Genomic DNA, 13,962 nt, shown 5'->3' with positions numbered 1-13,962 from the left:
AATGAGCGCATTATTTATGATTGCAGCAGCAGCTCTCTTGCTCGGTCCATTAATTGCAATTCATGAGTTCGGTCATTATTGGGTGGCGCGAAAACTTGGCGTTAAGGTTTTAGTATATTCGATTGGTTTTGGTCCAACATTACTCAAATGGACATCAAAAAAATCTGGAATTAAATATCAACTTTCAGCTTTACCTTTAGGCGGTTACGTAAAAATGCTCGATGAGCGAGAAGGTAATGTTGCAGAGCAAGATTTACCTTATGCGTTTAACCGTCAAAAACCATGGAAACGTATAGCAATTGTTGCGGCCGGACCTTTAATTAATTTGATTTTTGCTGTTTTACTTTTCTGGATTCTATTTTTACCAGCACAAGAACAACTAAATACGAGAGTAGGTAAAGTTATACCAAACTCGCCAGCAGCAACTGCCCAACTGCAAGTAGGTGACAAGATTATTGCTGTTGACGGAAAGGAAACGCAAACTTGGGAAAAACTTAACTTTGCTTTGATTGACCGTGTGGGTGAAACTGGTAGCCTAAATCTTGATGTAGACCGTGCAGGCACTGAAAAAAATATTGTTTTGCCGATTAAAGACTTTTTGAAAAATCAGAATGAATCAGCTTTAGATGTATTAGGCTTTTTACCATATCGTCCTGTTATTCCAGCTGTTGTAACTGAGTTGACTGCAGATGGAGCAGCAATTCGACAAGGAATGAAAGTCGGTGATCGTATTGTATCTATTAATGGTCAAGCGATGAAAGACTGGTTTGATGTGGTAGAAGTTGTACAACACTCACCAGAAAAATTGCTCAGTATTGATGTGTTGCGTAATGGTCAACTCGTTCATTTGCAAGTCATGCCTCAAGGAAAGCGTGACAACATGGGACAAGTGAGCGGGGTTTTAGGCGTAAAAAGTGATGCAGGAAAAATTACAATTCCTGACGAATATAAGCAAACAATTCAATATACTCCAATACAAGCTTTCGAGATGTCGTTAGATAAGACTGGCCAAATCTCTAGCATGATATTGAGTTCGATAGTAAAAATGGTTAAGGGTTTAATTGGCTTAGAGAATCTTTCTGGACCAATTACAATCGCGAAAGTAGCGGGACAAAGTGCAGAAATGGGATGGCAGACTTTCATCTCATTTATGGCTTTAATGAGTGTAAGTCTTGGAATTTTAAATTTATTGCCAATTCCAATGCTAGATGGTGGTCATCTTGTTTATTACATTATTGAGGCTATTCGTGGTAAGCCTGTTTCTGAACAAATACAAATGTTTGGTCTAAAAATTGGTATGGTACTGCTCGGTAGTATGATGCTTTTAGCTTTATTTAACGATTTTATGCGTTTGTAAACGTATATGGATTTATAACTTACTGGAAAAAACTGGCATGCGGCACACACATTTTTTAATGCCTTTGGCACTTGTTAGCGCTATGGCAGCGGTACAACAAGCATATGCAGCTGATGATTTCGTTGTTCGAGATATTCGTATAGATGGATTGGTTCGTCTTACTCCTGCAAATGTTTCTACCATGTTGCCAATCAACAGTGGCGATCGCGTTAATGAACCGATGATCGCAGAAGCAATTCGAACATTGTATGCCACTGGACTTTTTGACGATATTAAAGCCTCAAGAGACAACGACACTTTAGTTTTTAATGTCGTAGAGCGCCCAATTATTTCAAAACTCGAATTTAAGGGTAACAAACTTATTCCTAAAGAGGCTTTAGAGCAAGGCCTCAAAAAAATGGGCATTGCTGAAGGCGAAGTTTTTAAGAAGTCAGCTTTACAAACAATTGAAACTGAATTAGAGCAGCAATATACACAGCAAGGCCGTTATGATGCTGATGTAACTATTGATACTATTGCTCGTCCAAATAACCGTGTTGAACTTAAATTAAATTTTAATGAAGGTACGGCTGCTAAAGTTTTTAATATTAATATCATTGGTAATACTGTTTTTAAAGACAGCGAAATTAAACAAGCTTTCGCAGTTAAAGAAAGTGGTTGGGCTTCTGTTGTAACCCGTAATGACCGTTATGCTAGAGAGAAAATGGCAGCAAGCCTTGAAGCTTTGCGTGCGATGTATCTGAATAAAGGTTATATCAATTTTCATATCAATAACTCACAGCTTAATATTAGTGAAGATAAAAAGAATATCTTTATTGAAGTTGCTGTAGAGGAAGGTAGTCAGTTCAAATTTGGTCAAACCAAGTTTTTAGGTGACGCACTTTATAAACCTGAAGAACTGCAAGCTTTAAAAATTTATAAAGATGGCGATACTTATTCACAAGAAAAAGTAAATGCTGTTAAGCAATTGTTATTGCGTAAATATGGTAATGCTGGTTATTACTTTGCTGATGTGAACGTTGTTCCGCAAATTAATAATGAAACGGGTGTTGTTGACTTAAATTACTATGTAAACCCAGGTCAGCAAGTTACTGTACGTCGTATTAATTTTACAGGTAACAGTAAAACTGCCGATGAAGTATTGCGTCGTGAAATGCGTCAAATGGAAGGCGCTTTAGCGAGTAATGAAAAAATTGATTTATCTAAAGTACGTTTAGAGCGTACAGGATTCTTCAAAACAGTTGATATTAAACCAGCTCGTATCCCGAATTCACCGGATCAGGTGGACTTAAACGTAAATGTTGAAGAACAACACTCGGGAACTACAACCTTAGCTGTAGGTTACTCACAAAGTGGTGGTATCACGTTCCAAGCCGGTTTAAGTCAAACTAACTTTATGGGAACAGGTAACCGCGTTTCGATCGATTTATCTCGTTCTGAAACTCAAGATTACTATAACTTAAGTGTAACTGATCCTTACTTTACGATTGATGGGGTAAGCCGCGGCTATAATGTTTATTACCGTAAAACAAAGTTAAATGATGACTATAACGTTAATAACTATGTTACCGATAGTTTCGGTGGTAGTTTAAGTTTTGGTTATCCAATTGATGAAAATCAAAGTTTAAGTGCTTCGGTTGGTATTGATAACACCAAAGTAACTACGGGTGCGTTTGTATCAACTTATGTGCGTGATTACTTATTAAAAAATGGTGGAAAGTCAACTGGTAAGGGGGAGTTCTGTTCAGGAAATTATAAGTCTCAAGCTGATATTGATAAGGCAAATGGAGTCGCACCTCCAACTACTAAGCCAGAAGGTTATGATCTTGCTACTAAATGTGTAGATTCGAAGAATAATGAGTTAGGACTTACCAGTTATGACAATGCTTTTGAGGGTGAGTTCTTTACTTATAACTTGAATTTAGGTTGGTCATATAACACCTTAAATAGACCAATTTTCCCAACTTCTGGGATGTCACATCGAGTTGGCCTTGAAATTGGTTTGCCTGGTAGTGATGTTGAATACCAAAAGGTAACGTATGATGCTCAGGCATTCTGGCCAATTAGTAATTCAGGCTTTGTATTACGTGGTTATGGTAAGCTTGGCTATGGTAATGATTTGCCGTTCTATAAAAACTTCTATGCGGGTGGTTACGGTTCTGTTCGTGGTTATGATAACAGTACCTTGGGGCCTAAGTATGCCAGTGTAAATTTACAAGAAGAAGGTAAAAATGATTCTTCTCCAGAAGAAGTCGGTGGTAATGCTTTAGTTCAATTTGGTACAGAGCTTGCTTTACCGTTACCTTTCAAAGGAGATTGGACTCGTCAAGTGCGTCCAGTTCTTTTTGCTGAAGGTGGTCAGGTATTCGATACTAAGTGTGACGTTGGTTCCTATTCTATGCGTATGAATGGCCAAGAAATTCCGAATGCTAAAAAATACTGTGAAGATAATTACGGTTTTGATTTAGGCAATATGCGTTATAGCGTAGGTGTAGGCTTCACATGGATTACCATGATTGGGCCATTATCTCTTAGCTATGCATTCCCGTTAAATGATAAGCCTGGTGACGAAACTAAAGAGATTCAGTTTGAAATCGGTCGTACTTTCTAAGTACGACTTGACTAAACAATCAAATAAGGACACAAATGAAGATGAAAAAATTAAATATATTAATGTTAGGGTTAGGCCTTACTGTTTCTGCTATGACGAATGCTGCTGGTTATGGCGTGATTGATCTTGCTAAAGTTGTTGAAAGCAGTACTTATTTAAAACAACAAAATGCAAGTTTAAATCAATCTGTTAAACCAACGACTACTCGCCTTGAGCAGTTGGGTAAAGAGTTAGAAGGTCTTCAGCGTCAAGCCCAAACACAAGGCCAAAAAATGAAAGAAGATGATATTAAAAAGCTTCAAACTCAATATCAGTCAAAATTAAATGAATTTAATTCAACTCAACAAGGGTTGCAGTCTAAAGTTCAAACTAGTTTGCAAGGAATGAACTCAACTTTTGAGAGCCGTGTGAAGCAAGCTGCTGAACAATTACGAAAAGAAAATAATCTTGACTTCATTTTGAATAAAAATTCAACCGTTGCCTATGACGCTAAATATGATTTAACTGATAAAATGATACAAAAGGTTAATTCAATGAAATAAATTAATGAAAGTGCAACATTATCGTTTAGATGAACTAGCTCACCTAGTTAATGGTGAGTTAGTTGGTGCGGGTAGTCTTCAATTTATAAACTTAGCAAGTTTAGAGAATGCTGAACCTTCTCATATTACTTTCGTGAATGGCGAAAAGTATATCGATCAAGCAAAAGCTAGCCGTGCGGGTGCGTACATTGTTACAAACTCAATTAAAGAACAGCTTACTGATAAACAAAATTTTATTATTGTTGATAATCCTTATTTAGCTTTTGCCATCCTTACCCATGCTTTTGATAAAAAGATCACATCAGTAGGTATTGAAAGTACTGCTCAAATTCATCCTTCTGCAATTATTTCTGAAAATGCATATATTGGCCATTACGTTGTAATTGGTGAAAATTGTGTAGTAGGAGATAACACGATTATTCAGTCTCATACTCGTCTGGATGATAATGTTGAAATTGGAAAGGATTGTTTTATTGATTCTCATGTCACTATTACCGGTGGGGCTAAATTACTTGACCGCGTTCGAGTCCATGCAAGTACTGTAATTGGTAGTGAAGGTTTCGGCTTTGCACCATATCAAGGTAAATGGCATCGTATTGCACAATTAGGTTCAGTTATTATTGGTAATGATGTTCGCATTGGTTCAAATTGTAGTATTGATCGGGGTGCTTTAGATAATACAATTTTGGAAGATGGGGTAATTATTGATAACCTTGTGCAAATTGCACATAACGTTCATATTGGCTCAAATACTGCTATTGCTGCTAAATGTGGAATTGCAGGAAGCACTAAAATTGGCAAAAACTGTATTCTTGCAGGCGCCTGTGGTGTGTCTGGTCACCTTTCAATCACTGATAATGTGACTTTAACAGGAATGTCAATGGTCACAAAAAATATTTCTGAAGCTGGTACCTATTCTTCAGGAATTGGATTATTTGAAAATAGTCATTGGAAAAAGACGATTGTACGCTTGCGACAATTAGCAGATGTGCCATTGACCCAAATCACTAAACGACTTGATCATATACAAGCTCAAATAGAGTCTCTTGAATCAACTTTTAATTTGCGTAAATAGAATATTATGACCGAGTCAACTACACCTAAATTTGCCATCCCTGAATTACCAATGCAGATTCAAACGATTCGTCAATATTTGCCGCATCGTTACCCATTCTTATTGGTTGATCGTGTGACTGAAGTAACTGACAACAGTATTGTTGGTTATAAAAATGTTTCTATCAATGAAGAGTTCTTGCAAGGACATTTCCCTGAATATCCAATTATGCCAGGTGTACTAATTGTAGAAGCATTAGCTCAAGTTTCAGGCGTTCTAGGCTTTATTATGAACAATGAGACGCCAAAACCAGGTTCTTTATTCCTCTTTGCTGGTGCAGAAAAGGTTAGATTTAAAAAACAAGTAGTTGCAGGCGACCAACTTGTATTAAAATCTGAATTAGTAATGCAAAAACGCGGTATCTACAAATATAACTGTACGGCTACCGTTGACGGTATTGTAGCAACAACCGCTGAAATTATGATTTCACACCAAAAAACAGAGCAGGCATGAGCAATCACGATTTAATTCATTCTACGGCCATTATTGATCCATCTGCAGTGATTGCCCCAGATGTCCAAATAGGACCTTATTGTATTATTGGTCCAAATGTGACAATTGGTGCTGGTACTAAATTACATTCACATGTTGTAGTGGGTGGTTTTACCAAAATTGGTCAAAATAATGAGATTTTTCAATTCGCAAGTGTTGGTGAAGTTTGCCAAGACTTGAAATACCAAGGGGAAGAAACTTGGTTAGAGATTGGAGATCATAATTTAATTCGTGAGCATTGCAGTTTACATAGAGGAACTGTACAAGATAATGCTTTAACTAAAATAGGTAGTCATAACTTATTGATGGTTAATACGCATATTGCGCATGATTGTGTTGTTGGTGATCATAATATTTTCGCAAATAATGTCGGCGTTGCTGGACACGTACATATTGGTGATCATGTCATTATTGGTGGTAATTCTGGGATTCATCAATTCTGTAAAATTGATTCTTACAGTATGGTTGGTGGAGCATCTTTAATCTTAAAAGATGTGCCGGCTTATGTTATGGCATCTGGTAATCCAGCACATGCATTTGGTATCAATATTGAAGGTATGCGCCGAAAGGGTTGGTCTAAAAATACAATTCAAGGTCTTAGAGAGGCTTATAAATTGATTTTTAAATCAGGCCTGACTTCTGTTCAAGCGGTTGAGCAGATTAAAAATGATATCCTTCCGAATGTTCCAGAAGCTCAATTGTTAATTGACTCTGTTGAACAGTCAGAACGTGGTATTGTGCGTTAAGCAAAGATATTATAAAAAAGACACCGCAATAAGCGGTGTCTTTTTTCTTAAAAACTTTTATTTATTAAAAAAATTGGCTTCTTCAGATTTCGGATACTGACTTAAGATCTTAGCTTTATATTGATTTGCTGAAACAGTATTTTTATCGACATCTTTGGCAATACTGTAGAGTTGGTAAAGGGCACGAGGAGCTTTACTAGAATTTGGGTATTGCGTAGCGACTACATTATAGTTCTTTTTAGCTTCATTATAATTTACTGGATCAGTAGCTAAATTAAACTCGGCTAACCAAAAGTAGGCATTCCCTGTATAGACGCTATTAGGATGATTTTTGATAAAGTTTTGCATTGGAGCAATCGCTTTTTTTGCTCCGCCTTGTTTATAGGCATCTAAAGCGACCGTATAAGCTGCTTTTTCAAGTTCTACAGGGTTTGATTGATTTTGTACAGGCGATGGAACAGGTTGCGTTACTTGAGTTGGTGAGGAAGGGGCAACTTGATTTGTAGAAGCTGTACTATTTACTGCTTTATTGTCAGTAGGTGAGGTTTCTGTGCTTCCAGCAGTTGTAGCATCACTATTTGCGGTATTGTCTGGCGTTGCACTTTCCGGATCTACTTTTTGATTAAGTAACTCTAGACGTTGATCTAAATCAGTATAGCGATTAGCTAAATCTTTTTTCAATTGTTCAATATCGTTGGATTGTTCTTCTAATTGTCCACGTAGAGTGCGTATATCACTTTCTAATTGTTGATTTTTTTGCATCAATTCCCAATTTAAATTACTAGGAGCTGAAGAATTACTAGATGCAGTAGTGGTTGAGCTGCCGCCACTTTGGCTTAAACCGCGCGATTCAATTGGAATATTGGCATAGAGAGAAGTAGTGCTCATTAAGGCAATAAATAATAAAGAATGCTTCATCAATCGCATGAGTATAGGTCCATAATTTTATGTAAAAGCCAACTTGAGAAGGGAATATATAAACTATTCACGCTAGCTATCTAAGGTTTTAATTGATCATTGCAATTAAAACAGCTAACAGTATAAATGCAAGAATAGTTTACAATCTTCAAGCATATTTTATTAAAAATAAGTATCAAGAAAGAATATAAGATTAGAAATTCTAGAAATTTATGTATTTTTGCTGATGAATTAATCAATTGAAACATAAACTTGCTTAAAAATGAGAAGAAGGCTTGCAACTCTTTTAAAAATCTCTATACTCTGTTTTGCAATGGTAGCCCCGCTGGTGGCTTCGCAATTGTACTCTGTGAACCCCGCCAGGACCGGAAGGTAGCAACGGTAGCAGATCTATGATGTGCCGAAGTTTTGCTAGTGGGGCTGCCACCATTCCTTAATCCACTTTCCGTTGGATTGCTTTAATAATTACATCTAAATCAAATCCTCTATATTGTAAAAATCTCATTTGTTTTGCTTTAAGTTTAGGATCTTTTTCTACTTCTTCACCAAACTTCTTTACTTTAAGCTGATAAGCCTGTTCTACCCAATCAATGTTATGAATTTCGTCTGCAATTAAATCATTTTCGATTTGTTTTGTTTTTAACGCTTGTTTAATACGTTTTGGGCCTTTACCTTTTCGAATTTGGCTAGCCAATGTCAGTTCTGCAACGCGTTGGTCACTTTGATAGTTTTGTTCAGATAACTCTTCAACAAGTTGCTTAACCTCTTCTGGGTTTTGTGCATAACGATTTAATTTTTCGGTAAGTTCTGCTTTTGAATAATCTCGACGAGTCAATAGCGCGAAAGCATAGGAGCGCAAACGCTGACCTGTAAGCAAAGCACGTTGTTGAGACTGTTCTTCTGATCTTTTGAACATATTAAGGTTTCCTTATAAAAAACGCCCCGAAGGGCGTTTTTAAGACTAATGAGCGATAATGATTAAGACTCTAATAGAAGATCTTCTTCTTCATCTTCGACCTGTACAGCGCCATTAGTACCCGTAGTTAATAGTTGTTCACGGATAACTTTTTCAATCTCTCCGGCCATTTGAGGGTTTTCTTCAAAGTGGCGGATAACGTTGTTTTTACCTTGACCAATTTTGTTGCCTTGATACGAATACCAAGCACCTGCTTTTTGCACGATATCTTGTTGTACAGCTAAATCTACAAGTTCGCCAAGCTGGTTTGTACCTTTACCGTATAAGATTTGGAAAATAGCTTCTTTGAAAGGAGGAGCCATTTTGTTTTTAACAACTTTAACTCGAGTTTCAGAGCCGATGATTTCATCACCCTCTTTAACTTGACCAATACGGCGGATATCTAAACGTACAGAAGCATAGAACTTCAATGCGTTACCACCAGTCGTAGTCTCAGGGCTACCAAACATTACACCAATTTTCATACGGATCTGGTTAATGAAAATAACCATACAGTTTGAGCGTTTAGCATTACCCGTAATTTTACGTAGTGCCTGACTCATTAAACGAGCTTGTAAACCCATGTGAGAGTCGCCCATTTCGCCTTCAATTTCTGCTTTAGGAGTAAGTGCAGCAACTGAGTCGACAACGATTAAATCAATTGCGCCAGAGCGAACTAGCATATCTGCAATTTCAAGAGCTTGTTCACCGTTGTCAGGCTGTGATACAAGTAGATTATCAATGTCCACACCGAGTTTACGTGCATATTGTGGATCTAATGCGTGCTCTGCATCGATAAATGCACAAGTACCACCAGCTTTTTGACATTGCGCAATCGCTTGTAGAGTCATTGTGGTTTTACCAGAAGATTCTGGACCATAAATCTCAACGATACGACCTTTTGGTAAACCGCCAATCCCCAATGCAATATCTAAAGTCAAAGAACCTGTAGATACAGCTTCAACAGCTTGAACAGTGTTGTCACCGAGACGCATCACCGTATTTTTGCCAAATTGTTTTTCAATTTGACTTAGCGCGGCTTGTAATGCTTTGCTTTTATTCTCATCCATCTCAAAAACCTCAATACTCTAAGTTCATCACGTTTAACCCAAGTGGATGCATTGAATCTCAACTTGTTTCACAGGGCTAATAGTGACAGATTTTTTCTATAGCTTCTATGTGTTGTCTGTGTGTGTGCGACACAACTCGACGTTTTTATTCATCACTATATGACCAGTGTTGATCATTCTCCTGTTTAAAGCGATTAATCTGACGACGATCCTTTTTACTCGGTCTATTTTCAGGTCGAGCAAGATTATGCAATTTTCGTTGGGATGCAATCAACTCCCGTCTAGCAATACTTACTTCTGTTTCTTCATAAAGTTGCTGGGCAACTGGCGCTGGACCACGTGTATTCGAAAGCGCTTTTACGACAACGGTTTTTTTATCAAAACCTTGTTGAATAATAAGTTCCATTCCGACACGAATTTCTTTTGAAACTTTTACACGCTCATTATTGTGATGTACTTTACCTCCTTCGATCGCTGCTTTAGCAATTGAACGAGTTTTAAAAAAACGAGCAGCCCATAACCATTTGTCGACACGCATGGTCTCTACAGCATCGTTTTCAAGCAATTTTGACATCATTATCCTTTCTATCAATTTGATTCAATATAGACAGCAATTCTGTAAGTCGATCTAGCGCTTTATACTCTAAATCCTCATGCTTTCTTACATCCTTTAGACTTGAGGGCTGTAAGATAGTAAACAAGTGCTTGATACCAAATTTTTCAGCTGTTTTTAGTACAGGAGCTGTATCATCAATAAAAATTGTTGAGTCTGGATCAAAAGAGTGCAATTTTTGGAGCTCTTGCCAAAAATAAATGTCTTCTTTTGCATAACCAATTTGTTCACTCGATACGATTACGTCAAAGAAGTGTTCAATTGCAATATTATCAAGCTTTAACCGTAAGCTTGCACGGTCAGCATTTGTAACTAACCAACAACTATATCCTTGAGCTTGCAGTTGCTGTAGAAGCTCAATACAACCAGAACGAGTTTGAATTTTGCTCTGAAACTCTTGCTGTAATTTGAGTACATCAACGCCTACGGTTTTAGTCCAATAAGCTGATGAATACCAAACAAGTGTATGCTTATGTGATTGATAGAACTGATAGAGGGTTTTTTGGCTCTCACCAAGTGGAAGATGATGTATCTCTGCATGTCGCTTAGGAAGACATTCATTCCAAATAAAATCATCAAAAGCGAGGTCTAATAAAGTTCCATCCATGTCAAACATTACGATTTTAGACATATTTTAAATATCTCCAAAACCATTCAAAGCAAATTTTTTAAGACACATCTACCATATATCTTTTTTAAAATCATAAATTAAAGAAGCTTGGTATATAAAAAATTAATTTAAAACTCCACTCATTAATTTTTTCAAAAGTTGTTTAGATTAAATTAATGTGATGGGTAAGGAGGATAAATGATTTGAAAATTATAGCCTGTAATTTTGCAAAACAAAAAAATAATAAATACTTTTAGTAGAAAATTTTCGTGTGTGGAATAAAACTAGTTGAACAAAGTTTCAAAATTTAGAAGTTTTATGTGTCATTTATATTTATGGTTAATTTTACTTACATAGGATACGTATTGACATACATTTTATAAATTGAAGCATACTTGTTTAAAGTTATATTTAAAATTACCCCTAATAAGAATTTAGAGAAAGCAATGAAAATTGGATTTATTGGCGGAGCCAATGACGGTATTGTAATCAATGCTGCTGATGGCCTTGATACTTATAAGCTTGAATGGCACTACAAAGCAGAGAAACACTGTGAATCACAGCCAACATTAGGGCTTAATGGTCCTGAGTATGATTATTACAACTTATTAATATTAAGAAAAAATAAAGAGGCTAAGCTCTTTTATGTACTCACAACAATGGAGAAAGAAGATATCGCGACTAAAATCCATGAATATTGGGAATGCTCTACCTGTGTTGGCTATGATTTTGATGAGTAAGAAATATTTATTAATAATTTAAAATTTTGAATTTAAAAATCAAAAATTAAATGAAGAGCTCATAATTTCACATAACACATATATTTTTAATTAGTGATGGAGAGGAACCTTGGATGAGCAAAGTTTTTAATATTTGCATTCCTCTCCGCTCCATTACAGCTTGAGAAGGGGCATTAAAAGATTGGGGAAAAACTGCATAACAACTTCATCTAAGCCTATTTTATAAAAGGTTCAGAATCTCTTTTCACTATCTTAGAATTAAACGCTGAGTTTCGATCATGAGAGGGTTCTTTAGTAAAAAATCAGGAAAATCAAAGTGGTTTTTGCACAATCTTCTGTAAAATAATCTTGGAATTGATACTGACTACACCTTTAATTTTATTTAAGGTGTTAATAACAAAATGAGAAAAAGAACTTAAGTCTTTGGTCGCAACGTGCAAAACATAATTAGACTCACCCGTAATAATATATGCATTAATGACTTCATCAAAATTTTTGATCTGACTTAAAAAGAAGTTGTGATCATTTTCAGTTAGCTGGGCAAGTTTTATTTCGACAATTGCCTCAATTTTTATTCCTAATTTTTCATAGTTAACTTTGGCTTGATATTTTTCAATTACACCATTGCTTTCTAAAATTTTAACTCGTCGATGACATGCTGAAGCCGAAAGGTTAACGAGATCGGCCAGTTCTTGGTTACTTAACCGAGCGTTATCTTGCAAATATTTTAAAATTTTAAGATCAATCGCATCTACATTCATTTTAGAATTTCATCCATGGTTTTTAATTTTAATTCGAATTTTATACGAAAATAGCAAATTTTAATCAAATATTATCGAATAAATCGTAAGAATTGGCGTGATAAAATTCAAAAACAAAGGAAATGTTGAAAATAGGTGAAATAACGAATGATTACTCACGAACAATGCCTCTATTGGGACCAGGAAGATGAACTTAAAAAGTTTAAAGATGAATTTGCACTGCCAAAAAACGTCATTTATTTAGATGGGAATTCTTTGGGAGCAAGACCAAAGAAATCATTAGAGGTTGCTCAGCATATTATTGCGAAAGAGTGGGGCGAAGACCTCATTAATAGTTGGAATAAAGCAGATTGGTGGGGGCTACCGACTAGACTCGGAGATAAAGTCGCGCAGCTTATTGGTGCCGAAAAAGGGGAAGTGGTTATTTCAGATTCAACAACCTTAAATTTATTTAAAGTTTTATCGGCAGCGGTAAAAATTCAAGCCGAAAAATTTCCGGAACGTAAAATTATTGTTGCAGAAAAAGATGCCTTCCCAACCGATATTTATATTATTGAAGGCTTTATAGACTTGATTAATCAAGGTTATCAAGTTGAGTTGATTGATGGTGCAGATGATCTATCCCGTGTTTTGGCAAAAGAAGTGGCTGTGGTTGTTCTTTCTCATGTGAATTATCGGACTGGATATTTTTATGATATGGAGTCTATTAATCAACAAATTCACGCTAAAGATGCTTTGATTATTTGGGATTTGTGTCACTCGGTTGGTGCGGTGCCTATGGATCTTAATCAAAGCAACAGTGATTTTGCGATTGGTTGTACTTACAAATACTTAAACGGCGGCCCAGGTTCTCCAGCATTGTTATGGGTAAATCGAAAGCATCGTGATCAGTTCTGGCAACCTCTCTCGGGCTGGTGGGGGCACAAAAAACCTTTTGATATGGCTCAGCACTATGAACCAGCCAATAGCATTCGTCGTTATTTGTGTGGAACTCAACCCATCATTTCGATGAGTCTAATTGAATGTGGTATCGATATTTTCTTACAAGCTGATATGCAACAAATACGTGAGAAATCACTCAAATTAACTGATTTGTTTATTCAACTTGTTCAACAAGAATGTGCTCAGTTTGGCTTTGAACTCATTACTCCTTTAAACCATAAATATCGCGGCAGCCATGTCAGTTATAGACATGAGTTTGGTTATGAAATTATTCAGGCACTTATTGCTCGTGGTGTGATTGGGGATTACCGAGAGCCAGAAGTATTACGTTTCGGAATTACACCTTTATATTTGGGATTTGAAGATATCTGGAATGCTGTACAACAACTTAAGCAAATTATGCTGAATAGTGAATGGAAAAATGAGCGTTATCTAGTGCGCAGCGAAGTGACCTGATCATTAAAGGTTAATAGCAGAAGAATGGCTAGGAG

At 36.4% G+C, this 13,962-nt stretch carries 14 protein-coding genes and 1 other RNA gene; 9 read left to right on the top strand and 6 right to left on the bottom strand.

Annotation, left to right across the window (positions count from 1 at the left end; translation table 11 throughout):
• Position 1 precedes the first annotated feature (1 nt).
• From rseP to lpxA, 6 genes are read left to right on the top strand one after another with little or no spacing between them, the layout of a single operon-like run.
• Complete coding sequence (rseP, locus tag KTI78_RS04210) at positions 2-1,357, top strand: RIP metalloprotease RseP (protein WP_224991228.1); 1,356 nt, start codon at positions 2-4, stop codon at positions 1,355-1,357.
• A gap of 37 nt (positions 1,358-1,394) precedes the next feature.
• Entirely contained in the window at positions 1,395-3,968 is a 2,574-nt protein-coding gene (gene bamA / locus KTI78_RS04205) for an outer membrane protein assembly factor BamA (RefSeq protein ID WP_016140734.1), read from the top strand.
• 41 nt (positions 3,969-4,009) lie between these two features.
• On the top strand, positions 4,010-4,510 hold the full coding sequence (locus KTI78_RS04200; RefSeq protein ID WP_014206985.1) for an OmpH family outer membrane protein: 501 nt from the start codon (positions 4,010-4,012) through the stop codon (positions 4,508-4,510).
• A 4-nt stretch (positions 4,511-4,514) separates the two neighbouring features.
• Complete coding sequence (gene lpxD / locus KTI78_RS04195) at positions 4,515-5,585, top strand: UDP-3-O-(3-hydroxymyristoyl)glucosamine N-acyltransferase (RefSeq protein WP_016140735.1); 1,071 nt, start codon at positions 4,515-4,517, stop codon at positions 5,583-5,585.
• A gap of 6 nt (positions 5,586-5,591) precedes the next feature.
• A complete protein-coding gene (gene fabZ / locus KTI78_RS04190) occupies positions 5,592-6,077 on the top strand; it encodes a 3-hydroxyacyl-ACP dehydratase FabZ (RefSeq protein WP_002115603.1) in 486 nt (161 codons plus the stop codon).
• Entirely contained in the window at positions 6,074-6,862 is a 789-nt protein-coding gene (gene lpxA / locus KTI78_RS04185; protein WP_016140736.1) for an acyl-ACP--UDP-N-acetylglucosamine O-acyltransferase, read from the top strand. The genes fabZ and lpxA overlap by 4 nt, the downstream gene beginning before the upstream one ends.
• 57 nt (positions 6,863-6,919) lie before the next feature.
• Here lpxA and KTI78_RS04180 read toward each other — a convergent pair whose 3' ends face one another.
• Positions 6,920-7,789 (bottom strand): YbgF trimerization domain-containing protein, encoded by an 870-nt coding sequence (locus tag KTI78_RS04180; protein ID WP_262445302.1) that lies wholly within the window; start codon positions 7,787-7,789, stop codon positions 6,920-6,922.
• 314 nt (positions 7,790-8,103) lie between these two features.
• On the opposite strand from KTI78_RS04180, the gene ffs reads away from it, so the two are divergent.
• Positions 8,104-8,200: signal recognition particle sRNA small type (gene ffs, locus KTI78_RS04175), an RNA gene on the top strand.
• A gap of 13 nt (positions 8,201-8,213) precedes the next feature.
• Here ffs and KTI78_RS04170 read toward each other — a convergent pair.
• From KTI78_RS04170 to KTI78_RS04155, 4 genes are all read right to left on the bottom strand, one after another.
• Entirely contained in the window at positions 8,214-8,696 is a 483-nt protein-coding gene (locus KTI78_RS04170; RefSeq protein WP_031948563.1) for a regulatory protein RecX, read from the bottom strand.
• Positions 8,697-8,758: 62 nt separating this feature from the next.
• Positions 8,759-9,805 carry a recombinase RecA gene (gene recA / locus KTI78_RS04165; protein ID WP_174726777.1) on the bottom strand — a complete coding sequence of 349 codons (1,047 nt, stop codon included), beginning with the start codon at positions 9,803-9,805 and terminating at the stop codon, positions 8,759-8,761.
• Positions 9,806-9,950: 145 nt separating this feature from the next.
• Positions 9,951-10,379, bottom strand: coding sequence for an RNA-binding S4 domain-containing protein (locus tag KTI78_RS04160; protein WP_016140740.1), 429 nt, complete (start codon positions 10,377-10,379; stop codon positions 9,951-9,953).
• Positions 10,363-11,049: an HAD-IA family hydrolase gene (locus KTI78_RS04155; RefSeq protein ID WP_262445300.1), complete on the bottom strand. Its 687-nt coding sequence runs from the start codon at positions 11,047-11,049 to the stop codon at positions 10,363-10,365. Before KTI78_RS04155 ends, KTI78_RS04160 begins: the two co-directional genes overlap by 17 nt.
• 425 nt (positions 11,050-11,474) lie before the next feature.
• Between KTI78_RS04155 and KTI78_RS04150 the strand changes: the two genes are divergently transcribed.
• Entirely contained in the window at positions 11,475-11,768 is a 294-nt protein-coding gene (locus KTI78_RS04150) for a hypothetical protein (protein WP_224991569.1), read from the top strand.
• A gap of 311 nt (positions 11,769-12,079) precedes the next feature.
• Here the strand turns inward: KTI78_RS04150 and gigD are convergent, their stop codons facing one another.
• Positions 12,080-12,529: an Lrp/AsnC family transcriptional regulator GigD gene (gene gigD / locus KTI78_RS04145; RefSeq protein WP_004791887.1), complete on the bottom strand. Its 450-nt coding sequence runs from the start codon at positions 12,527-12,529 to the stop codon at positions 12,080-12,082.
• Positions 12,530-12,676: 147 nt separating this feature from the next.
• On the opposite strand from gigD, the gene kynU reads away from it, so the two are divergent.
• Positions 12,677-13,927: a kynureninase gene (gene kynU / locus KTI78_RS04140; RefSeq protein WP_239975397.1), complete on the top strand. Its 1,251-nt coding sequence runs from the start codon at positions 12,677-12,679 to the stop codon at positions 13,925-13,927.
• Positions 13,928-13,962 lie beyond the last annotated feature (35 nt).

It is taken from the genome of Acinetobacter sp. WU_MDCI_Abxe161 (assembly GCF_025514355.1).
Lineage (GTDB): Bacteria > Pseudomonadota > Gammaproteobacteria > Pseudomonadales > Moraxellaceae > Acinetobacter > Acinetobacter pittii_E.
This window is presented reverse-complemented; position numbering and strand designations above follow the sequence as displayed.